General features: G+C 63.3%; 19 protein-coding genes. 4 read left to right on the plus strand and 15 right to left on the minus strand.

The features are described from left to right. The first annotated feature begins 548 nt into the window (after nt 1-548). Complete coding sequence (locus tag JMY24_RS17390) at nt 549-1,175, plus strand: LysE family translocator (protein WP_128598213.1); 627 nt, start codon at nt 549-551, stop codon at nt 1,173-1,175. A 38-nt stretch (nt 1,176-1,213) separates the two neighbouring features. Here the strand turns inward: JMY24_RS17390 and JMY24_RS17395 are convergent, their stop codons facing one another. Continuing rightward, entirely contained in the window at nt 1,214-2,629 is a 1,416-nt protein-coding gene (locus tag JMY24_RS17395) for an aminotransferase-like domain-containing protein (protein WP_201702508.1), read from the minus strand. 293 nt (nt 2,630-2,922) lie between these two features. Between JMY24_RS17395 and aptA the strand changes: the two genes are divergently transcribed. Continuing rightward, nucleotides 2,923-4,251 (plus strand): omega-aminotransferase AptA, encoded by a 1,329-nt coding sequence (gene aptA / locus JMY24_RS17400; protein ID WP_128596362.1) that lies wholly within the window; start codon nt 2,923-2,925, stop codon nt 4,249-4,251. Nucleotides 4,252-4,264: 13 nt separating this feature from the next. Here the strand turns inward: aptA and JMY24_RS17405 are convergent, their stop codons facing one another. After that, a complete protein-coding gene (locus JMY24_RS17405) occupies nt 4,265-4,789 on the minus strand; it encodes a DUF6496 domain-containing protein (protein ID WP_201702510.1) in 525 nt (174 codons plus the stop codon). A 150-nt stretch (nt 4,790-4,939) separates the two neighbouring features. On the opposite strand from JMY24_RS17405, the gene JMY24_RS17410 reads away from it, so the two are divergent. Continuing rightward, a complete protein-coding gene (locus JMY24_RS17410; RefSeq protein ID WP_128591741.1) occupies nt 4,940-5,191 on the plus strand; it encodes a hypothetical protein in 252 nt (83 codons plus the stop codon). A gap of 133 nt (nt 5,192-5,324) precedes the next feature. On the opposite strand, the gene JMY24_RS17415 is transcribed toward JMY24_RS17410, so the two are convergent. The 11 genes from JMY24_RS17415 to JMY24_RS17465 form a co-directional block, all read right to left on the minus strand. Next, entirely contained in the window at nt 5,325-6,533 is a 1,209-nt protein-coding gene (locus JMY24_RS17415) for an ABC transporter substrate-binding protein (protein ID WP_201702512.1), read from the minus strand. Between the two features lie 101 nt (nt 6,534-6,634). Next, entirely contained in the window at nt 6,635-10,264 is a 3,630-nt protein-coding gene (locus tag JMY24_RS17420; protein WP_201702517.1) for a molybdopterin cofactor-binding domain-containing protein, read from the minus strand. After that, nucleotides 10,261-10,767: a (2Fe-2S)-binding protein gene (locus JMY24_RS17425; protein ID WP_128596088.1), complete on the minus strand. Its 507-nt coding sequence runs from the start codon at nt 10,765-10,767 to the stop codon at nt 10,261-10,263. The genes JMY24_RS17420 and JMY24_RS17425 overlap by 4 nt, the downstream gene beginning before the upstream one ends. Before the next feature lie 31 nt (nt 10,768-10,798). Beyond that, nucleotides 10,799-11,998 (minus strand): amidohydrolase family protein, encoded by a 1,200-nt coding sequence (locus JMY24_RS17430; protein ID WP_128591646.1) that lies wholly within the window; start codon nt 11,996-11,998, stop codon nt 10,799-10,801. Between the two features lie 42 nt (nt 11,999-12,040). Then, a complete protein-coding gene (locus JMY24_RS17435) occupies nt 12,041-12,754 on the minus strand; it encodes an ABC transporter ATP-binding protein (RefSeq protein WP_128591648.1) in 714 nt (237 codons plus the stop codon). Then, nucleotides 12,751-13,560 carry an ABC transporter ATP-binding protein gene (locus JMY24_RS17440; protein ID WP_128596087.1) on the minus strand — a complete coding sequence of 270 codons (810 nt, stop codon included), beginning with the start codon at nt 13,558-13,560 and terminating at the stop codon, nt 12,751-12,753. The genes JMY24_RS17435 and JMY24_RS17440 overlap by 4 nt, the downstream gene beginning before the upstream one ends. Then, nucleotides 13,557-15,497 carry an ABC transporter permease gene (locus JMY24_RS17445; protein WP_128596086.1) on the minus strand — a complete coding sequence of 647 codons (1,941 nt, stop codon included), beginning with the start codon at nt 15,495-15,497 and terminating at the stop codon, nt 13,557-13,559. Before JMY24_RS17445 ends, JMY24_RS17440 begins: the two co-directional genes overlap by 4 nt. 175 nt (nt 15,498-15,672) lie before the next feature. Continuing rightward, a complete protein-coding gene (locus JMY24_RS17450) occupies nt 15,673-16,257 on the minus strand; it encodes an amino acid synthesis family protein (protein ID WP_201702518.1) in 585 nt (194 codons plus the stop codon). Between the two features lie 71 nt (nt 16,258-16,328). Further along, complete coding sequence (locus JMY24_RS17455) at nt 16,329-16,919, minus strand: amino acid synthesis family protein (RefSeq protein WP_128586929.1); 591 nt, start codon at nt 16,917-16,919, stop codon at nt 16,329-16,331. Next, complete coding sequence (locus JMY24_RS17460) at nt 16,895-17,836, minus strand: UPF0280 family protein (protein ID WP_128596085.1); 942 nt, start codon at nt 17,834-17,836, stop codon at nt 16,895-16,897. The genes JMY24_RS17455 and JMY24_RS17460 overlap by 25 nt, the downstream gene beginning before the upstream one ends. A gap of 64 nt (nt 17,837-17,900) precedes the next feature. Further along, entirely contained in the window at nt 17,901-19,484 is a 1,584-nt protein-coding gene (locus tag JMY24_RS17465; protein ID WP_128596084.1) for a 6-hydroxynicotinate reductase, read from the minus strand. A 404-nt stretch (nt 19,485-19,888) separates the two neighbouring features. On the opposite strand from JMY24_RS17465, the gene JMY24_RS17470 reads away from it, so the two are divergent. Next, nucleotides 19,889-20,638 (plus strand): TetR family transcriptional regulator, encoded by a 750-nt coding sequence (locus JMY24_RS17470; RefSeq protein WP_128586933.1) that lies wholly within the window; start codon nt 19,889-19,891, stop codon nt 20,636-20,638. 60 nt (nt 20,639-20,698) lie between these two features. Here JMY24_RS17470 and pcaC read toward each other — a convergent pair whose 3' ends face one another. Together pcaC and pcaD are read right to left on the minus strand one after the other, a co-directional pair. Further along, a complete protein-coding gene (pcaC, locus tag JMY24_RS17475; RefSeq protein ID WP_128586935.1) occupies nt 20,699-21,091 on the minus strand; it encodes a 4-carboxymuconolactone decarboxylase in 393 nt (130 codons plus the stop codon). Further along, complete coding sequence (gene pcaD, locus JMY24_RS17480; RefSeq protein ID WP_201702519.1) at nt 21,088-21,879, minus strand: 3-oxoadipate enol-lactonase; 792 nt, start codon at nt 21,877-21,879, stop codon at nt 21,088-21,090. The genes pcaC and pcaD overlap by 4 nt, the downstream gene beginning before the upstream one ends.

The raw sequence follows: 21,879 nt of genomic DNA on the forward strand, positions 1-21,879 counted from the left end.
AGACTCGTTCGCCGCTCCCGGAAGCCGACGTTCGACTGCGCCGCGTTGCGAACGACAGCGAAGCGGCGAGCTGCAGCCGCACGGAGGATGAGCGGCGAGCGTCGGCTTTGGCCGAATAGGGGCTGCTCCGAAATGTATCAACGCGATCCACGTTTGGAGTGGCTGTCGCTTGCGCCCAGATAGGGATTAATCATTATGCGCATAACGCTCTCACCGCTAAACGACGCTCTTTTCGTCCTCTGACCTTTGGACGCCTAACGCATGCCCGAAGGCACTTTGCCAGCAAACAGAAATCGCCGGGCGATTGAAAGGCTTTGCGACTCGGCGCTCACTTCTCGCGCGCTCGCGATTAGTGCCATTTTTTGTGTCGGTAGTCTCACTAATACTGTCGCCGATTTCGTTAATTGTGTCGTTTTACGGCCGCCACTCACCGCCAGCGTCCTCCGCCGACGTCTGTACCGGACACCATCCTAAACTCCGTACAGGTACTGTACCGGCAACGCTCGCTAGAATGCTCCAAAGTCCTCTGCCAGTCCTTGGAGTCCGCCATGTCTTATTTCACGCTCAGCGCGCTGCCGGCCGGCATCCTGTTCGCGCTCGTCACCACGATCACGCCAGGTCCGAACAATACAATGCTGCTGGCTTCGGGCGTCAACTTCGGTTTTCGCCGCACGTTGCCGCATCTGTCGGGCATTAGCGCGGGCGTCGTGCTGTTGATGCTGTCGGTGGGGATCGGGCTCGGCGAAGCCTTTATTCAGTTCCCGGTGCTCTACATGGTGCTCGAAGTCGCGAGCGTCGCGTACCTGCTTTACCTCGCGTGGAAAATCGGCACGTCCGGCGAATTGAAAGTGAAGCAGGGCGAGCGCAGGCCGATGAAATTCTATGAAGCCATCGCTTTCCAGTGGGTCAATCCGAAGGCATGGATGATGGTACTGACCGCCGCCACGACGATCCATTTGAGCGAGAGCTATAGCATGAACGCGATAGCCATGGCGGCGCTGTTCTATGTAATCGGCTTTCCGTGCATCTGCCTGTGGGCCGGTTTCGGCACCGCAATGCGCCGCGTGCTGTCCGACCCGAAGCGCCTGCGCGTTTTCAATATTGCCATGGCGCTGCTGCTGGTGTGCTCGCTTTATCCGATCGCACTGAAGCTGATCGACACCATCCGCGCGTAAATGCGTCAGCGCCCGTTCATCCGGGCACCAGCACGCGGCTAGATCACGCCACGCCCAACCTGCTCGATGAAGCGCCACAACGCGTCGTCGGTTGAATACGGGGCGTTGAAGCGGAACCATGCGCTCGGCGCGTCGTCGGGACGGAAGTAGGAGCCGGGCGCAAGCCAGATGCCGTGCGCGAGCGCGGCGGTCGCCACGTCGCCGGCGCGCGCGGGGTCGATCGGCAAACGCGCCCACAGAAAAAGACCCGCTCGCGGGCGATGAAACACTTCGAGCCCGAGCGAATCGAGCCGCTCCTCGACGGTTGCATGCGCGAGCTTCAGCCGCTCGTTCACGGCTTCCACGTGACGCGCGTAGCGCCCCTCGAGCAGCACTTTGTCCACGATCCGCTCAATCGCTTCCGACGACGTCAGCCCCACCGCCATCTTCGTGCGCGCCAGTTCACGCAGCACCGCGCGCTCCGCGACCACATAGCCGCAGCGCAGCCCCGGCGTGACCGTCTTCGAAAAACCGCTCACATACAGCACGCGCTGCAAGCCTTCCATAGCGGCGAAAAGCGGCGCACCGGACGGCGCGAGTTCGCGGCTCACGTCGTCCTCGATCACCCACATGCGCTGACGCTCGGCGATCTGCAGCAAGCGAAACGCGGCCGACATGCCGAAGGTCGCGCCGGTCGGATTCTGCAGCGTCGTGTTGACGAAAATGGCCTTGGGCTTGTGCTGCGCGACGAGCGCTTCCAGCACATCGGTATCCACGCCTGCGGGCGTGCGCGGCACGCCATGCACGACGAGTCCCGCGAGCTTGAGAATCTGCAGCAGGTTGCAATAACCCGGATCTTCGACGATCACGGAATCTCCCGCGCGCAGCAAAGTCCGCACGATCAGGTCGAGCCCCTGCGTCGCGCCTTGCGTGAGCAACACGTTCGACACGTCGACCGGCAAGCCGCGCCGGTCGAGTTGCTCGGCGATGCGCTCGCGCAACGGCGCGAACCCGTAAGGATGGCCGTAGTCGCCGAACCGCGCCGCAGGCACGCGGCTCATCGCACGCAGCGCATGCTGTAAACCTGTTTCGTTGATCCATTCGTTCGGCAGCCAGCCGCCGCCCGATTTGATCGGCACCGAATGATCGGCGAACACGTCGGACAGGAGCCAGGTCGCGGTGAGGCTCGGCGGCTGCCAGTCGGTCACCGCGGGCCGCGCGGACGACGAGCGCGCCGCCACGCGATACCCGGAGCCGCGCCGGGCGACCACGAGCCCCATCGACACGAGACGGTTGTACGCTTCCGTGACCGTGAATGTACTGAGTTCGTGACTCTGGGCCAGTTGCCGGACCGAGGGCAGCAACGCGCCGGCGCGCAGCGACTGAGCCTCGATCGCCCGGGCGAAGCCTTGCACGACCTGGTCGACCAGCGTCGGAGCGGCGCGCCTGTCGCGCTCAAGGTTCAATTCGATCATGGTCGGGACGAAAAAGCCGGCCGCGGCGGACGGCCCTAAGTGAATGACGCGGAAACGACGCGCGGCAACCTGCTGTTCGACGCGTCATCCAGGCGATGCGGTCGACACAGTTGCTGCGAATCCACCAACACAGTTAGCGCGACACTGCGTCAACTGTTTATGCCGCCATTAAACCGCGAACGCTACAGTTTTGGCTATGCCCACGGGAAGTGCCCTCGGGGTGCCTCCACGGAAATGCGTCAGGGGCGCCCCAACGGAAGTCCCTATCGGGAAACCACTTCGAGGAGAAACCCATGACTTCGCGCCCCGTCATCGACGATCTGTCGTCTTTCTGGATGCCCTTCACCGCCAACCGCCAGTTCAAGGCCGCGCCGCGCCTGCTGGAATCGGCGAAAGGCATGTATTACCGCAGCACGGACGGCCGCGAAGTGCTCGACGGCTGCGCGGGTCTGTGGTGTGTGAACGCGGGCCACAGCCGCGACGAGATCGTCGCCGCGATCACGCAGCAACTTTCCACGCTCGACTTCGCGCCGACTTTCCAGATGGGCCACCCGCTCGCGTTCGAAGCGGCCACGAAGGTCGCCGAGCTGATGCCCGAGGGTCTCGACCGCATCTTCTTCACGAACTCGGGTTCCGAATCAGTCGACACCGCGCTGAAGATCGCGCTCGCCTACCACCGCTCGCGCGGCGAGGCGCAGCGCACGCGCCTGATCGGCCGCGAGCGCGGGTATCACGGCGTGGGCTTCGGCGGCATTTCGGTCGGCGGCATCGCGCCCAATCGCAAGACTTTCTCCGGCGCATTGCTGCCGGCGGTCGATCACCTGCCGCACACGCACAACCTCGAACACAACGCTTTCTCGAAAGGCCAGCCGGCTTGGGGCGCGCACCTCGCAGAGGAACTGGAGCGCATCGTCACGCTGCACGACGCATCGACGATTGCCGCCGTGATCGTGGAACCGGTCGCCGGCTCGACGGGCGTGCTGATTCCGCCGCAAGGCTATCTGCAGAAGCTGCGCGAAATCTGCACGAAGCACGGCATCCTGCTGATTTTCGACGAAGTGATCACGGGCTTCGGCCGCGTCGGCAAGGCCACGGCAAGTGAATATTTCGGCGTGACGCCAGACCTCATCACGATGGCCAAGGCGATCAACAACGCGTCCATTCCGATGGGCGCGGTCGCGGCAAGCCGCACGGTGCACGACACGATCGTCAACGCGGGCGCGCAAGGCGCGATCGAGCTATTTCACGGCTACACCTATTCGGCGCACCCGGCGGCCGTCGCCGCGGCTATCGCCACGCTCGACCTGTACGGCCGCGAGGGACTCTTCGAGCGCGCCGCGTCGCTTGCGCCGACTTTCGAAGCCGCGGCTCACTCGCTGCGCGGCGCAAAGCACGTGAAGGACATCCGCAACCTCGGAATGATCGCGGGCATCGAACTCGAACCGCGCGACGGCGCGCCGGGCGCACGCGCTTACGAAGCATTCGTCAAATGCTTCGAAGCGGGCGTGCTGGTGCGCTTCACCGGCGACATTCTTGCGTTCTCGCCGCCGCTCATCATCAATGAAGAGCAGATCGCGCACATCTTCAAGACTGTCGGCGACGTGCTGGCCACCGTGCAGTAAGATCCACCCCGGCTCAATGATGCGCGCGAGAAGCGCGCGTCTGAGCCGCCTTCTTTGCCGCAGCCGAACGGCCCGCCGCACCTTTGGTCGCAGCCGCTTTCTTAGCTGCCGCCGAGCGGCTCGCCGCCGGACGCTTCGCTGCGGCAGTCTTCGCCTGCTTCGACATCGCCGAATGCGATGCGCCGGCCTTGCTCTCGCGCTTCAGCGCATCGGTGGTGGCGCGGGAACGCTTCGCCGTCGACTCCTTACTGGCCGTCTTTTTTGCGGCGCTCTTCTTCTGTCCCGCAGCGCTGTCCTTCTCGGCTTTCTTGCGCGTGGCCTCGCTTGCGGCGCCCTTTTTCGGCGCCTTCAAATCGACGCCCGCGCGACGCGCTTCCGACAGGCCAATGGCGATCGCCTGCTTCGGCGACCTGACGCCGTGCTTGCCGGCGCGCACCTTGTCCACCTGCTCCTTGACGAACTCTCCAGCTTGCGTGCTCGCTGACTTGCCGGCGCGTTTGTCGGCTTCGGCACGCTTGACGGTTTTCTTTTCGGGCATGACGGTTCTCCGATTGACTGTGGCTCTACTCGCTGAGCAATGCGTGTGCCGGGGTCCTGACTCAAGCTGTCGGGGGCTCGCGCCGTTCACGTCGACGGCGTATGGTGTCATCAAGAGTCGGCGCTTGACCGGCTCGAACGGGAGACATCCATGAAAATCCCCACCGTGCGCGCGGGTGCGCATATTGAAGGCGTGCATTGGATCGCCGAATACGCGGAAGACGTCCACGAGATTCGCATCTTCCGCGAGGGGCAGGAAATCGACGTGCACGACGCGCCTTCGTCGCTGTTCGGCGACGAGGAGAACGCCGGCTCGAAGAGCACGGCGGATCATCGCGCGGGCGAAGCAGCCGTACTGGCGTATCTGAGGCGCTTCGTAGCCGAGCACGACGCCGAGGAATAGCGCCTTCAGTTCATGCGCGCCGGCCGGTAAATCGGCCGGCGGCCCGGCACCTCGCATCGGCGCCGGCTTTGGTGGACGCCTGCGGCATGGGCCGCCGCAGGCGTGGCGGCGCGCTGGCGCCGCGAGAACAAGCTTACTCGGCGGGCCGCAGCTTCTTCACCTCGGCGTCTGACGGCTGAACGCTCGCGCCGTCGACATAGCGATACGACGTCATCACGCCTTTGCCGTCCTTCAGACCGGTCACGCCGACGTAAGCACCCATGGTCGACTGATTGTCCTGCGCGCGATAAGTGATCGGCCCGAACGGCGTTTCGACGCCAAGGCCCTTGAAAGCCGCGGCGAGCTTGTCGGTATCGACGGAACCCGCCTTTTTGATGCCGGCCGCTATCGACATCAGCGCCGAATAACCGACCACCGAGCCGAGCCGCGGATAGTCGTGATACTTCGCCTGATATGCGTCCACGAATTTCTTGTTGGCCGGCGTGTCGATCGAATACCACGGGTAGCCCGTCACGATCCAGCCGGCCGGCGCTTCGGCGCCCAGCGGATCGAGGTAATCCGGTTCGCCCGTCAGCAGCGAAACGACGCTGCGGTCCTTGAACAAGCCACGCGTATTGCCCTCCCGCACGAACTTGCCGAGATCGGCGCCGAACAGCACGTTGAAGATTGCGTCGGGCTTGGCGTCGGCGATTGCCTGCGTGACCGCGCCCGCATCCACGTTGCCGAGCGGCGTGGCCTGCTCGGCAACGAACTGCACGTCAGGCTGCGCGGCGCTCAACAGCTTCTTGAAAGTCGCGACCGCCGATTGTCCGTACTCGTAGTTCGGATAGACCAGCGCCCAGCGCTTCTTCTTCAGCTTGGCCGCTTCGGGCACGAGCATCGCAACCTGCATATACGTGGAAGGACGCAGGCGATACGTGTATTTGTTGCCGTCCGCCCAAACGATCTTGTCGGTCAACGGTTCGGCGGCAAGGAAGAAGATTTTCTTCTGCTTCGCGAAGTCGGTGAGCGCGAGCCCCGTGTTCGACAGGAAACCACCGAACAGCAGTTGCACCTGTTCCCGCGCGATCAGTTCCTGCGCGACGCGAATCGTGTCGCCGGGGTTGCCGTTGTCGTCGCGTGAAACGACTTCGAGCTTTTTGCCGAGCACGCCTCCGGCGGCGTTGATCTGTTCCAGTGCAAGATTCCAGCCGTTCTTGTAAGGACCGAGAAAGGCCGGCTGCGCCTTGTAGCTGTTGATTTCGCCGATCTTGATGGTCTGCTGTGCGTTCGCGCCGAAGGCGGCGAACGACAGCACCGTCGATAGCGTGAGGCGAGAGATCCATCTTGCGCGCGTGGTCATGCGTTTCTCCGTATCAAAGGGATTGCGGGAATGCGTTGGTTTTCTATCTGGCGTTGCTGCGGCACTCGAGCGAACTGTTGACCGGCCGCAGCGTTGCACGCTCACTCGGCGCGCGGAGTCGCGCGAATCCGGGCGACGCTTGCGGCGACGTCCTGCCAGGCCGGCTTGCCGCCCGCGAACTGCTGGCGCAGATACGACACAAGCTCGGCGACCTGGGCGTCGTTGAAACTGTCGCGGTAAGCCGGCATCGTACCGAGTTCGGGCCGCGCAGGCGAGCCGATGCCGTCGAGTATCACGCGGATCAGATTATCGGGCGTCGCGCTGTGCAAATTCGTATTGAGCGCCAGCGACGGATGCGCGCCGAACAGCTGCGGCCCGCTGCCCGTGTGATGACAGGCGGCACATGCACCGTCGAAAAGCCGTGCGCCGACGCCGGCCGGCATGCCGGTGATCGCGCTGGCTTGTTCGTATTGACGCGCCATCGCGGCGGCATCGACATTCGCTTCGACCGGATTGAGCGACGCAAGATAGTGTGCCATTGCGCGAATATCGCTGTCGGGCAACGCAGCGAGATCCGCGACGACAGGCGCCATCGGCCCAGCCGCGACGCCATGCAGCGGCGCGTGGCCGAAGCGCAGATAGCTGAACAGTTCGTCTTCGCTCCACGGCACAGGAGAGTTCGAGAGCGACGACAGCGCGGGCGCTTCCCAGCCTTCCGCGCTGCCCCCGCCCATGAACGCCGCGCCTGTTTTCTCGGCGCCGAAGGCGTTGCGCGGCGTGTGGCATGCGCTGCAATGCCCGAGACCGTTGACGAGATACGCGCCGCGATTCCACTGCGCGCTGTGCGTCGCGCTCGCAACGAACGCATTGCGTCCGAGGAAGAGGCCGTTCCATGCGGCCATCAGCGGACGCGCGCTGAACGGAAACGCCAGCTTCGTTTCCGGCGGCCGGAAGCGAACCGGCGTTTGCGACATCAGGTAAGCGTAGAGCGCCTTGAGGTCGTCGTCGGAAGTGTTCCTGAACGACGTGTACGGAAACGCCGGATACAGCCGATGACCGTCGCGGCTAATGCCTTCGCGCATCGCGCGAACGAACGCTTCGAGCGACCATGAGCCGATGCCCGTCTGCGCATCGGGCGTGATGTTAGTGCTGTAGACGGTGCCGAACGGCGTTGCGAGCGGCTTGCCGCCCGCGTTCGGCACACCGTTGTGCGCCGTATGGCACACCGCACAATTGCCGAGCGAGGCCAGCAGTTTGCCGCGCGCGACGAGCTCCGGCGCGAACGCACTAGCAAGCGGCGGCGCGATCGGCGCCATGGGCGGCGGCGCCAACGCCAACGCACCGAGCCAGCCCGCAGCGCCCGCAGCAAATGCGCCGAGAAAACCTAAGCGCCAACGCTTCTTTCGGCGCGACGCGGCGTCTGCGGCCTGCGCATCGGCCAGCGCCGCGCGGATCGTTTCGGGCGTGAACGGCGGCCTGCGAAAACGCACGCCGGTCGCGTCGTACAGCGCATTCGCAATCGCCGCCGCGCCGGGCAGCGACGCGGACTCGCCCGCGCCCATCGGTGGCTCGCCGTGGCGCGGCATCATCACGACGTCGATCACGGGCACTTCACGGAACGTGAGGATCGGGTACGCACCCCACTCCTGACTCGTCACCGCGTTCTGGTCGAACGTCACGCGCTCTTTCAGTGCGCGGCTCGTCGCCTGAATCACGTTGCCATGAATCTGATGACGCACGCCGTCGGGGTTGATCATGGTGCCCGTGTCCTGGCCGACCACCACGCGCGTTACCGCAAGTTCGCCGCTTCGGCGGTTCACTTCGACGTCTGCAACCCACGCGCACCACGCCGCGCCGAAGCCGGGAAACTTGCTGTGCACGTAGCGTGCGTAAGCAATGCCGCGGCCGCGCGCGATGTCGCCTTCTACTTCTTCTTGAGGCTGGTTGGTTCGCGGCTCGCGCGGCTGCCAGCCGGCACGCTCGGCGACCGCCTTCACGAGTTCGACCGCACGGGGGTCGCTCAAATGCTTCAGACGGAATTCGACCGGATCGGCGCCTGCTTCGGCGGCGAGTTCGTCGATGAACGACTCGTGCGCGAACGTGTTCGGCAACGCGGACACGCCGCGCAGCCACGACGCCCGCACGATTGGCGGCGTGTCGTCGCAGACCACGCGCATCGACCGGTAATCGTACGGCGGCACGGCCGTGCGGTCGCCCATTTCGAACACCTGGGGCTGGGCGGATAGCGCGCCGGTCAGCAGCAGCGCCAACGTAGGCGCGTCGTTCGACGGATAACGCGTCGCGAAGTCGTAAGCCGCCAACTCGCCTTCGGCGCTCAATGCGCCGCGCACGTCCATCAATTGCGCCGCGCCCTTCGGCTCCCACGCATGCTCGTCCTCGCGCGACAGTTGCACGCGCACCGGGGCGCCGGTCGCACGCGAGAGCAGAGCGGCGTCGGCGGCGACATCGTCCGCGCAATTGCGGCCGTAGCAGCCGGCCGCATCCATCCGCACGATTTCGATGTGCGCTTCGTCCATCGCCATCAGCAATGCAAGGTCGGCGCGCAGCGAATGCGGATTCTGCGTGCCCGACCATAGTTTCAACGCGCCCTCACGATAATCGGCGACCGCGCATGAAGGGCCGATTGACGCGTGCATCTGAAACGGCCATACGTACGTGCGATTCAGCGTGCGGCTGGGGTCGTGCGAAAGCGCCGCGTCGACATCGCCGTCGATCACGAGGTCGCGCCGGTTCGCCGGGTTCGCACGCAATGCGGCTTCTATTTCTTCACTGGTTTCGAGCGGCGGCAACGGTTGCGAGGCTTTCCATTGCACATCGAGCCGCTTCGCGGCCTGCTGCGCGACTTCCTCGCGCTCGGCCACGATGCCTACAAAGTCGCGTATGACGACTACTTTGACGACGCCAGGCAAGTCGCGAATCGATTCTTCGTCGACATGCAGCAGGCTGTTGCCGACAAAATCGCCCTGCGCGATACCCGCATACGGCGGCCGCACAACGCGGCCGTGCAGCATGCCGGGCACGCGCACGTCGTGCACGAAGCTCAATTCGCCCGTTGCCTTCGCGGGAATGTCGACGCGCGGCGCGCTCTTGCCGACGATCTTGTATGCGTGCGGCGACTTCAAAGGCGCGTCGGTCGTCAGTTGCAATTCGATTCGCTGCCCCGCGATCAATTCGCCGTAGCCGATGCGTTTTGCGTTCTCTACGGCGCCGTCGCCGTCGCGTTCGAACACCATGCCGTCTCGTACATCGAGCTTCTCCACGCCGACGCCGAAGCGCGCCGCCGCCTGCGCGAGAAGCCATTGACGCGCCTGCGCCGCTGCATGCCGCAACGGCACTGCCGTTATCTGCATCGTCGCGCTTGCGATGGTCGGCCCCTGATTGGGCGTTTCGTTCGTGTGGCCGAGCACGATCGACACGCGCGTCAAAGGTAGATCCAGTTCTTCTGCGACGATCTGCGCAAGCGCGGTGCCGATGCCGGTGCCGAGATCGACGTGGCCGTTGAACGCGATCGCACTGCCGTCGTCGCGCACGGCGAGAAACATATCGGGCTCGCTCGGAACAAACGACGACCGCGAGCCGGGCTGGCCCACAGCCGGCTTGACCGGCGCTTGCGGCGCACGCATGACGATCAGCACGCTCTGCGCGTCATACAACTGCTTGCGCGACGGCGGCGCGGCCCGGCGATCGACGCTGAAGTCCGGTCCCGTCATGCGCGCGCCCCTTCGGAAGCATTCTTCTGCGTCGCGAGTAGTTCAGCGGCGCGCTGCACAGCACGCACGATTTCCACATGCGTGCCGCAGCGGCACAGGTTGCGCGACAACTCGCGCTGGATTGTTTCCACACTGGGATGCGGATCGCGATCGAGCAACGCCTTCGCCGTCATGATCATGCCGCTCAGGCAATAGCCGCATTGCGCGGCCTGCTCTTCGATAAACGCCTGTTGCACCGGATGCAGCGCGGCACGTGTACCCAATCCTTCGAGCGTGGTGATCTCGTGGCCTGATGCCACTCTCGCGGTCGTCACGCACGCACGCGTCGGCACGCCGTCGAGCAGCACCGTGCATGCGCCGCATTCGCCGAGTCCGCAGCCGAACTTCGGACCGTTGAGCGCGAGGTCGTTGCGCAGCAGGTAAAGCAATGGCGTGTCGGCGGCGGCGCTGACGAGATGCGTCGCGCCGTTGACTTTCAGTGCGAGCGGCGCCGGCCCGTTCACGAGCGCACCGTGGGCGCTAAACGTTGCGTGCTCACAGCACGACCGGCACTTCGGTCGCGGGCGGCGTATTACGACTGCGCCTGCAACGGATCAAACCGTCGATCATTACCATGCCCACGCCCGGAATGTCGCCGAGCTGCACGCTTTCGAGCAGCGTGTCCGCGGCCGTATGTTGCGCGCGGTCCATGAAGACGAGGTCGGCGGGACGTCCCACTTCAATCAACCCCTGGCGCAAGTTGCGCTGGCGCGCGGTATTGCCGGTCGCGAAGCAGAACGCGATTTCGGCGGGCACATCCGCGAGGCTGGAAATGAGCGCGATCATCCGCAAAATGCCCAAGGGTTGGACGCCGGAGCCGGCGGGACTGTCGGTGCCGAGAATGATCCTGTGCGGGCATTTCAATTCGATTGCATGACGCGCCGTCAGCAGTGCGATGCGTTCGTTGCCGTTATGGACTATCTCGAGCGCGCGGCTCGACTGCTCGCATAAATCGCAAACATGCCGGTAAGACAGCGACGTATGCCCGCCGTTGATGTGGCCGATCACGTCCGCATCGGCCTCGAGCACCACGTCGCGATCGATCAGGCCCGAGCCGGGAATCGACGGGCCGCCCGTATGAATCGTGCTCTGAATGCCGTACTTGCGCGCCCACGCGACCATCTGCGCGGCTTCCTCGCCGGCCTTCACGCTGCCGAGACCGACTTCGCCGAGCAGCTTCACGCCCGCTTCGGACAACTCCTTGAAATCCTCCTCGACCATGCCTTTCTCGATCACCGGCGCGCCCGCCATCACCTTGACGCCGCCGCCGACACCCGCGCCGCGCATGCCTTCGAACGAACGCTGAGCGGTGATCGCCAGCGCCTTCACGCCGAGCACATCTTTCGGACGACCAGGTAAATGTACTTCCCCAGCGGAGATCATCGTTGTCACGCCGCCGTTCAGATTCGATTCGATCCAGCCCATCTGATTCTGCCGCGGCGTCCAGTCGCCGAATACCGGATGCACATGCGAATCGATCAGGCCGGGCGCGACGGTCGTACCTTTGCAATCGACAGTGGTGCGCGCGCCTTCCAGGTCGCAGTCTTTCTCCTTGCCAACAGCAACGATCACGCCGTCGTCGATCACCAGCGTGTCGGCGTCGAGAATCGGCAGATCGATGTCGCCGGATAACAGCAGCCCGATGTTCGTTACCGCGACCTTGCCCGACAAGCCTGTCAACGTCTCTGCTGCCATCTGCCTCTCCTTTCGCAACGACTGTCCTAATTACACGCCGAATCAAACGCTCAGATAAGCGCGCCTCACTGTTTCGTTACTTGCCAGTTCGCCAATCGTGCCGCTAAAACGGATCTGCCCTTTTTCGAGGACATACGCGCGGTCGCTGACCAGTTCCGCGAAGTGCAGGTTCTGTTCGGATAACAGAATGGATAGCCCTTCGCGCTTGAGTTCGAGAATCATATTAGCCATCTGCTCGACGATCACGGGCGCCACGCCCTCGGACGGTTCATCGAGTAACACGAGATACGGATTACCCATCAACGTGCGCGATACGGTGAGCATCTGCTGCTCGCCGCCGCTCATCTGGCCGCCGGGACGTTTCGGCATTTCGCCGAGATTGGGGAACAGGCGGAACAGCTTTTCCGGCGTCCATTGCGGCGCGCCTTCGCGTGGCGGCTGGCGGCCAGTGTCGAGGTTCTCCATCACCGTCAGATCGGCGAAAACGCGCCGGTCTTCTGGAACGAAGCCCATGCCCATGCGCGCGATCTTGTAGGGCGCCAGCGCAGTAATGTTCTGGCCGCGAAAGGTCACTTCTCCCTGGCGGCGCGGCAGCAGACCCATTACCGCTTTCATGGTGGTCGACTTGCCCGCGCCGTTGCGGCCCATCAACGCGACAACTTCGCCGCGGCCGACTTCCAGGCCGACATCGAACAGAATGTGAGCGCGGCCATAAAACGCATTGAGGCCCGCTACTTTCAGCATCGGCTCGCTCATTGCAGCGCTCCTCCTGCTGCATGGCCACCCGCCATGTCGTGCAGCGCCGCGTGCGGCTGAAACGTCTTGCCGGTGCCGAAGTACACTTCCTGCACGCGCGGGTCGTTGCGGATCGTGTCACCGTCGCCCTCGGCGATCAGCTTGCCGCGCGCGAGCACGATCATCCGGTCCGCGTAGGCGAACACCACGTCCATGCTGTGCTCGGTGAACAGCACGCCGATTTTCTGCTCGGTGACGAGCCGCTTGGTCAGCGCCATCAGTTCGTTGCGCTCCTTCGGCGCCATGCCTGCAGTGGGCTCGTCCATCAACAGAAGCTTCGGCCGGTTCGCGAGCGCAATGGCAAGCTCGACACGCTTCACGTCGCCATATGCGAGCACGCCGCATGCGCGGTTCGCGTCGGCGGCCATGCCGACCTGTTCGAGCAGCGCGAACGCTTCATCCGCATAGCGCGAGGCCGCGGGCTTCCACACGCCGAAAGTTTTGCGTTCGCGTGAGACGAGGGCCATCTGCACGTTTTCGAGCACGGTCATTGAATTGAAGGTCGCCGCGATCTGGAATGTCCGGCCCACGCCGAGCCGCCAGATGTCGCGCGGACGCATGCCGACGAGTTCGTGTCCGTCGAAACGGATAGAGCCGGACGAAGGCGGCAGTTGTCCGTTGACCATGTTGAAGCAAGTGGATTTGCCCGCGCCGTTAGGCCCGAGCAATGCGAGAAGCTGGCCGGCTTCGAGTGTGAATGAAACGTTGTCGACTGCTTTCAGACCGCCGAACGATTTACAGAGGCCGGATACGTGCAGCAAGCTCATAGCCCCTCCTTGATCGCAGTACGTTGCGACGGTTGTGGGCCGTTGTTCTCGGCGTTATCGGCAGTGTCATCGCCGAAGCGATCGCGGATAAAGCCCACGATGCCCTGCGGAAACGCGATCACCAGCAACAGAATCGTGAAGCCCAGCAGCGCTTGCCAGTAATCGGTCTGCCGCGCGACGGTGTCCTGCAGCCACGTGAAAACAGCCGCGCCGACTATCGGCCCGGTGAGCGTCTGCAAGCCGCCGAGCAACACCATAACGAGGCCGTCGACGGAACGGCTCACGCTGATCACCTCCGGCGAGATCGTGCCCTTGGAGAACGCATACAACGATCCTGCGAGACCGCAGAACAGCGACGCGATCACGAAAGCCGCCCATTGCACGCGCTTCACGTCGATGCCGATAGCCTCCGCGCGCAGCACCGAATCGCGCGACGCCCGCATTGCATAACCGAGCGGCGAAAACAACATACGGCGCAAGAGCCATACGCCGATCACCGCGCACGCAAGCGTCAGGTAATAAAGCGCCACCGGCGACGACAGCCAGTTAGACGGCCACAAGCCCAGAATGCCGTTGCTGCCGCCCGTCACATCGTCCCATTGGAACACGACGGACCACACGATCTGTGCGAACGCGAGTGTCAGCATCGCGAGGTAGACGCCGGAAAGGCGCACACAAAACCAGCCGAACACGAGCGCCCCGGCGACGGCCAGAAGCGGTCCGAGCAGCAATGCGGCTTCCATTGGCAGATTCAACACTTTGAGGAACAGCGCAGCGCCATATGCGCCGAGCCCGAAATAAGCAGCATGACCGAACGAATGCATGCCGCCCGGCCCCATGATGAAATGGAGACTCGTCGCGAACAGCACCGCGATCAGAATTTCCACGAGCAGCACCGGCATATACGGAAACGCATTCGCCGTGAGCGGCGCGAGCAACAGGATTAGCAGTGCAATCGCGGCGAACCACTTGAGCCGCTTTCCCGCAGGACGCAGAGGCGCTTCGGGCGCTGCCATGCCCCGCACCGCGGCACTCGCGCGACCGAGCAAACCCCACGGCCGCACCACCAGCACGACGGCCATCACGACGAACTCCGCGACCAGCGTAAAGCGGCTCAACGAGAGACCGACGCCGAATATCGTCACATGTCCTATGCCGATGCACAGCGCCTTGATCTCAGCAATGATCAGCGCCGCGACGAACGCGCCCGGAATAGACCCCATGCCGCCGACCACGACGACCACAAACGCATTGCCGATCGTCTCTAGATCGAGAGAGAGATTCGCCGACATACGCGGCCCTTGCAGCGCCCCGCCCAACCCTGCGAGAAATGCGCCGACGAAAAATACGCCTGTAAACAGCCACGCCTGATTGATGCCGAGCGCGCCAAGCATCTCGCGGTCCTGCGTCGCCGCGCGCACGAGCGTGCCCCAACGCGTGCGCGTCAACGCATACCACAGCAGCAGCAAAACCACAGGGCCGATTACGATCAGCGCGATGTCATAGGTCGGCAACGGATGGCCGAGAAAATCTACCGCGCCCGCAAGATGCGGCGCGCGCGGGCCGAACAGATCTTCCGGTCCCCATAGCCACAACGCGGCGTCGCGAAAGATCAATACGAGTGCAAACGTGGCAAGAAGATGGAACAACTCCGGCGCCTGATAAATGCGCCTCAGCACGATCATCTCGACGAGCGCGCCGAGCACCGCCACCACCAGCGCGGCGGCCAGCACGGAGAGCCAGAAGCCACCCGCCGTGTGTCCAAAGCGGCTCGCGATGCTGTAGGCAACGTAGATGCCGAACATGTAGAACGAGCCGTGCGCAAAGTTGACGATACGCGTTACGCCAAAGATCAACGACAAGCCGGCGGCGACGAGAAAAAGCGTCGATGCATCGGCGAGTCCGTTGACCAGTTGTACCAGCAAATTCGAAAGCATCGAGACCCTCGGCAGCTTGCTGACGATCCACGCGCCAACCGGGCATGAGGCTCGAACAGCAGACGTTGCGGCGCGTGCGGCACCGTGCTCGCACGCATCAACGGCAGCACACTACCTGAAAGAAAGCCCTTGTGGGGAGCCGCGAAATAATCGCATCCAATTTCCGGTGCAAGACTCAGCGCAAACCATCCTCGCCCTTGATCTCGCTTGCCTGCAAACCGCCGATACGCGGCAACGGCCGGCCCGACGCAGTCACGGCCACCGCGACCACGATCTCATTGGCGCGCGGTGCGTCCGACACGCGCGCCTCTATCGCGTCGAAATGACTGCGCACGAAAGCGGCGTCCTTATGGCCGAGAGGTACGTCGATCGCGGTGCCGAGCGTGCCCATTTTTTTCGCCGACGGCACGAGCGCCGCGCCCTTTTCGACAGCCGCGCGCAGCGGCGCGCCGAGCTTCGGATGCAGAATCGCGGCGGCGTGTTCGAGTTCGCCCGCCTCGCCGACAATCGCGGCCTTGCCATAGCTTTGCGCGTCGCCCGGTTCAATGCCTAGCGCTTCGACGCACCTGTTGCCGAGCAGCGCGCCCAGTTCCTCGCCGGCTTCGATCAGCGCGTCGAGCTTCGCTTCGTAGCGGCCCGCATACGGATTGTCGATCACCGCGATCGCCACCGCGCGACGTGCCGGCGGATCGACGTTCTGGCCCATTTCAATGCGTGTTTCGTCCACTTGCACGATCAGCTTGCGAAGCTTGATTGCCATTTCGCTCTCCGTGTTTCTATGCCTGCGTTGCTCTGTCTTGTCCGTGCGCCCGTTGCCACCTTCAGCGTGGTTTAGCGCAGGCCGTCTTTGCCCACAATCGCTTCTTTCGCGAGCCCGCCGACGCGCGCATGCACGCGATGACCGGTGCTCATCGCGAGGATGTACACCACCTCGTCGGCTGAGGGTGCGCCGGGCACACGTACTTCGATGGCGTCGAAATGACTGCGCACGTAGCTCGCATTCACATGCGTGAGCGGGACGTCGAGCGCGGTGGAAGGCGCGCCGACCTTTTTTGTCGACGGCACGATTGCGTTGGTGGGTACGCCGTTATTCTCCAGCAACTCGCGCATCGCATAGCCGCCGGGCACATGCCACAACGCGCCATGTTCGAGTTCGCCACGCGAGCCGACAATCGCGCCCTTGCCATAACTTTCTATCGACGCATGCGGGACCGCCATCGCCGCGAGCAGTCGTTGCGCCATGTCGAAGCCGATGGGCTTGAGCACTTCCATCGCGTGTTCGATGTTGGCTTCGTAGCGGCCGGCGAACGGGTTCGTCATCACAGCGGCAATCGCGCCGCGCCGCAACGGCTGTGCGGGCGCGGGGCCGAACTCGTGGAAGATGTCTTCGACGTGCGTCAGCACGCGGCGTATTTCGAACACGGGGCCTCCGTTGTTGTTTGAGCGCGATGCGAAAGCAACGCGCCTGTGCCGTGCATACCGGCGATTCGCGCTCGCCCTTGCAAGAACAATGCGGCGCCTTCGATCATCTCTCGATCGAGCAAACGCCGCGCGGCTTCCACGCCGCGGGCAAGCGCGAAATCGATGAGCGGCTGCGGCAGCGAAGGGACATCGACGGTAACAAGCTGGTCGCCCAGATCGGTGTCGTCCTTCAGCGACGAAGCAGGCATACGTACGATGCCTGCATGATCGAGGTTCACGGCGTTGGCGATCATCGTCGCGGCGGCGTCCGCGCTTGCCGCATTGCGTGCGAGCACCGTCACACTGTCCGCAATGCCGAGACTGAAACTGCGGCCGCGCCAACCGCTCGTGGCAATGCCGCGAATGGGCATGCTCGCGTCGAGCGTGAGATTCGCGTCGAGCGCCTCGCCGCCTGGGCGCCGCACTTTCGCAAGCGATTGCGAAAGGTCCGCAAAGACACCCACGCGATATTGCCGGCCTTCGGTCAGGTAAAACGCTATGTCACCGCCATTGTTGATGAACGCGCGAGAGATGCCTTCGCGTGCGAATGCGCCTATCAACTCGTCGGCGACGCTGCCCGCAACGGCTGCCATTGACGTGATAAAACGCGCGCGATGGGGATGGCACGCGGACCACATGCGGCGCGCAACATGGCCTTGCAGCGCGCAATCATCAGGCGACGCCTCGGCGCTAACGGGCCGCCGAAGCATTTTCAATTCACCGACCAGTTCAGGCAATACACCGACGAAACGTGCCCAGCACGCATCAAAAGCCGCTTGCAGCGCGGCGGGTTCTCCGTCGGCGCTGAGGATCAGGTCGATCGGCCCATGCTGCCAATGCCAGCGGGTTGCGTCGATACGGATGCGGGTCGGGTTCATTGCGCTGTTGCGTGCATCGTTGTGTGCGTGTTTGCCTGCGTCATAGCGTTGTCGTGACAGTGCGTTAGCCGAGCATTGGCGGCATGGCGGGCGGCCACGGATTGTCCGGATTGGCAGCCAACATGCGGCGCGCAAGCGGCGCGCCTTCGCTATGCTCCGGACCGTTGGCCAACACGCTCTCCAATGAACGCACTGCATCCAGGTGGCCGCCGAGATCGCGATATGCGTCGTACGTCATGGTGAATTCGATCGGCGCGACGATGGCGGGCGTCGGCACCGTACCGAACGATCGGTCAGGCATGCGCGATACGTCGACCATCACGGTGATGCCGCCGCCCGGCCACACATAAGCCGGCGCGCCGCCGCATGTCACGTTGACGAGCTTCTGCTTGATCGCGCGCGTGAGCAGCACCGGGTTCTCGGTCGCGCCCGCCCGCAGACTGCCGCCCGCGCCGCCGAGAAACAGCACCGTGGCAAGCGACGGCTCGCAGTTTTCGCCGATTCGCTCCACCGTTCTGCGCACCGCATCCGGCATTTCGGCCATGCGCGGCACGAGATCGTGATCGAGTTCGTACCACTGCGCGTGTTCGCCGGTGGTCGACACCATCAGCAGACGCATGCCGGGTTTCGCGACCGTGGGATCGAAGCCTTCGATAATCGCAAGCGGGTCCTGAATGTCGGTGCCGCCCCAGCCAATGCCGGGATTCGCCACCTGAAAATAGCGGCCCGGCGTCGACTTGCGTCCGCGAATCCTGATGCCCGAGCGTGTCATGCCGAGGCAGCGCCCAGCCTGATGTTCGGTGAGCACGCCGGTGATGTGATCGTCCACTACGACGACTTCGTCCGCGTGACCGAACCATTGTTTAGCGAAGATGCCGATAGTCGCCGAACCGCAGCCCACCCGCATGCGCCGCTCTTCGACTCCATCGACAACCGGCGCGGCACCAGCGCGAATCGCGAGGCTCGCGCCGCCGTCTATGCTCAACTCCACCGCCTGCTTGTTGCCGAGCGCGAGCATCATGTCGCACGTCACGCGGCCTTCTTTCTTGCTGCCGCCGGTCAGATGATGGACACCGCCGAGACTCAACATTTGCGAACCGTATTCGGCCGTGGTCACATGGCCGACGATCTCACCCTGGCAACGCACGTTCGCCTGCTCTGGACCGAGAAAGCGGTCAGTGTCGATTTTTACCTTGAAGCTGCAATAGCTGAAAATGCCTTCGGTGACGACCGTAATCATGTCGACGTCGTCGAGCTTCGAGGCAACGATAAAAGGCGCGGGTTTGTAGTCGGGATAAGTGGACGATGCGCCCACGCCGGTCACGAAAAGCGCCTGTTCGGCGGCATGATCCTGGGCTTCTGACGATGCACCGAATTCGACCGTGGAGTCCGCGCTGGTTGCGCGGGACAAAAACACCACCGGGTCGACGCGAATCAGCCGTCCGCTCGCATTCGCATAGCGATCGCACGCACCGGTGCGGCCTTCCGATATCTGGCACAGCACGGGGCAGGCATTGCATTCGATCTTGTTCGACGCCATTCGCTCGCTGCGCGGCGCCGCCTTCGCGAGCACGGTGGGACCGGGCGTAGAGGCGATGTCGCCGTCCACGCGCTCCGCACCGAAATCGACCTTCGCATGTTCTGTCATGGTGGGGTTCCCATACGACGACATTACAATCGGTCCTGCCCGGTTGACGAATAGCCCTTGTTTCAAGGGACTTTCGTGTGACTCGCGAATTTCATGTTGCGGTCACTTACCGTTCGTGTAGTATCCGCTACACCAAACTTGTTGCAAATCTACTCGATCAAAATAGACTGCGCAATGTGTTTCCCGTTCGCATGAGGATGGTGCAACGCGGCATTCAAACGGGCGCACGCTGGATCGGTGTTCCAATTTACGCCGAAGCTGTCGCACTCACAGCACTCGCAGCGCTCGCATTATGCAAGGCCCGCTGTATGATGAAGACGCGTATCTGCCCCGGCGAACGGCGGACGCAAAGCCGCAAGCTTCAAGCCGTTTAACGACGCCAACAAAAGAGATATCAGACCGCCATGAGTTCCACTGCCGCTCGCAAGCCGGGAGCCACCGGCATCCGTGCGAAACAGGCGCAAGATACGCGCGCCAAGATACTGAAAGCGGCAATCAAGGTCTTCGCGAAGCAAGGCTATGCAAGCGGGCGCGTCGAAAGTATTTCGAAGGCGGCGCGCTCGCACGACCGAATGATCTACTACTACTTCGGCAGCAAGGAACAGTTGTTTATCGAAGTACTGGAAACGATCTACACGCAGTTCAACGAAGCGGAGAGCAAGCTCGATCTCGATCTGGACGATCCGGTGCACGGCCTCGAACAGATGGTCGAGTTCGTCTGGCAGTACTACCTCGATCACCCCGAGTTCGTTACGCTGCTGTCGAGCGAGAATCTGCATCAAGGCAAGCACGCAAAGAAGTCTTCGAAGCTAAAGGAGATTTCCGGCTATGCGATTTCAGTGGTGCAAAAGCTGCTGGATGCGGGCACGGCGCAGCGCGTTTTCCGCGCCGACGTGAAGGCGCGCGACGTGTATCTGCTGATCGCATCGCTCGGCTATTTCTATAACGCGAACCAGTACACGTTAGGCGCGTTTCTCGGCGAGCCGCTGATGGACAAGGCTGCGCTCGCCCATTGGCGCGAAGTCATCAAGGACACCGTATTGCGCACTGTGCGGCTGGACCTGCCGGCTGAGGCGCGCGCCAATGCCGGTACCGCGACCGACGCTGATGCCAACGCGCGTCGCGAAACACAGCCCGTACGGCGCGCCATGTGAAAACGCGCGCCGCATTCGGGCGCGCGTCTTATGGTTAAAGCACGACTGCAGCCAACGAACTCACGGCTTTGCAGCGGCGTCATCCTCGCGGAACAGTTTGTCGGCGAGATGAAACGCGGAGTTGGCCGCCGGCACACCGCAATAAATTGCGGTTTGCAGCAATACTTCTTTGATCTGTTCGCGCGTCACGCCATTGTTTTTCGCGGCGCGCAAATGCAGCGCAAGTTCTTCACTGCGATTCAACGCGACCATCATTGCAATGGTGAGCAGGCTGCGTGTGTGCCGCGGCAAGCCCTCGCGTGTCCAGATTTCGCCCCACGCATAACGCGTGATGAAATTCTGGAACTCTTCAGTCAACTCGGTGCGGTTCGCAAGCGAGCGGTCCACGTGCGCATCGCCCAACACTGCACGGCGCACGCCGAGTCCGGCTTCGTAGCGGTCTTCGTCGTTCATTTGGGCTCCGTCAAAAAGTCGATGACTGTCTTCGTGAAAGCATCGGCCTTCTCGATGTTCGAAATATGCGAGGCGTCCAGTTCGACATAACGTGCGCCTGGAATCGCCTGCGCGAGTTCGCGTCCTTGCGCGGGCGTCGCCGCGACGTCGTGCGTGCCGCTGATCACCAGCACCGGCAGCTTGATGCCGTGCGTTTCGGGGCGAAGATCGGTGGCGTCGATCGCATCGCAATTCGATGCATAACCTTCTTTGTCCGTATGCACGAATACGTCGCGAATCATTGCGAGCACCACCGGCTCCCGCTCGATGTAGTCGGCGGTGAACCAGCGCGGCAACACCGCTTCTGACAGCGCCAGCATGCCCTCCGTGCGAGCCCGCGCGGCGCGCGGCACCCACACTTCGGGCGAGCCGATTCGCGCCGCCGTATTCGCGAGCACGACGCGCTCAAAACGATTCGCATGACGCGCGGCCAGCGCGACGCCTGTCAGTCCGCCCATCGACACGCCGCAAAAATTTGCGCGCGCGATCTTCAGCGTGTCCATCAAGCCGAGTACGTCGCCGCTCAGTTGCTCGATCGTGTACGGACCTTTCGGCGATTCGGAATGGCCGTGACCGCGCGTGTCATAGCGCAACACGCGAAAGTGCCTGGACAGCGCCGCGACTTGCGGCGTCCACATTGACAGGTCGCTGCCGAGCGAATTCGACAGAACGATCCACGGTGCGTGGCCGTGACGGTCGCCGTCGATCCGATAGTGAAGCTCCGTGCCGTTGACTGCGGCGTAAGGCAT

This window comes from Paraburkholderia kirstenboschensis (assembly GCF_904848585.1).
Classification (GTDB): Bacteria; Pseudomonadota; Gammaproteobacteria; order Burkholderiales; family Burkholderiaceae; genus Paraburkholderia; species Paraburkholderia kirstenboschensis.

Bases quoted from the DNA above. Each gene is read 5' to 3' on its own strand.
- JMY24_RS17470 (WP_128586933.1), top strand. From the start codon at position 19,889: ATGAGTTCCACTGCCGCTCGCAAGCCGGGAGCCACCGGCATCCGTGCG.
- pcaD (WP_201702519.1), bottom strand. From the start codon at position 21,879: ATGCCTTACGCCGCAGTCAACGGCACGGAGCTTCACTATCGGATCGAC.
- JMY24_RS17410 (WP_128591741.1), top strand. From the start codon at position 4,940: ATGAAAATCCCCACCGTGCGCGCGGGTGCGCATATTGAAGGCGTGCAT.
- JMY24_RS17435 (WP_128591648.1), bottom strand. From the start codon at position 12,754: ATGAGCGAGCCGATGCTGAAAGTAGCGGGCCTCAATGCGTTTTATGGC.
- JMY24_RS17445 (WP_128596086.1), bottom strand. From the start codon at position 15,497: ATGCTTTCGAATTTGCTGGTACAACTGGTCAACGGACTCGCCGATGCA.
- pcaC (WP_128586935.1), bottom strand. From the start codon at position 21,091: ATGAACGACGAAGACCGCTACGAAGCCGGACTCGGCGTGCGCCGTGCA.
- aptA (WP_128596362.1), top strand. From the start codon at position 2,923: ATGACTTCGCGCCCCGTCATCGACGATCTGTCGTCTTTCTGGATGCCC.
- JMY24_RS17460 (WP_128596085.1), bottom strand. From the start codon at position 17,836: ATGAACCCGACCCGCATCCGTATCGACGCAACCCGCTGGCATTGGCAG.
- JMY24_RS17415 (WP_201702512.1), bottom strand. From the start codon at position 6,533: ATGACCACGCGCGCAAGATGGATCTCTCGCCTCACGCTATCGACGGTG.
- JMY24_RS17430 (WP_128591646.1), bottom strand. From the start codon at position 11,998: ATGGCAGCAGAGACGTTGACAGGCTTGTCGGGCAAGGTCGCGGTAACG.
- JMY24_RS17450 (WP_201702518.1), bottom strand. From the start codon at position 16,257: ATGGCAATCAAGCTTCGCAAGCTGATCGTGCAAGTGGACGAAACACGC.
- JMY24_RS17465 (WP_128596084.1), bottom strand. From the start codon at position 19,484: ATGACAGAACATGCGAAGGTCGATTTCGGTGCGGAGCGCGTGGACGGC.
- JMY24_RS17390 (WP_128598213.1), top strand. From the start codon at position 549: ATGTCTTATTTCACGCTCAGCGCGCTGCCGGCCGGCATCCTGTTCGCG.
- JMY24_RS17440 (WP_128596087.1), bottom strand. From the start codon at position 13,560: ATGAGCTTGCTGCACGTATCCGGCCTCTGTAAATCGTTCGGCGGTCTG.
- JMY24_RS17405 (WP_201702510.1), bottom strand. From the start codon at position 4,789: ATGCCCGAAAAGAAAACCGTCAAGCGTGCCGAAGCCGACAAACGCGCC.
- JMY24_RS17420 (WP_201702517.1), bottom strand. From the start codon at position 10,264: ATGACGGGACCGGACTTCAGCGTCGATCGCCGGGCCGCGCCGCCGTCG.
- JMY24_RS17395 (WP_201702508.1), bottom strand. From the start codon at position 2,629: ATGATCGAATTGAACCTTGAGCGCGACAGGCGCGCCGCTCCGACGCTG.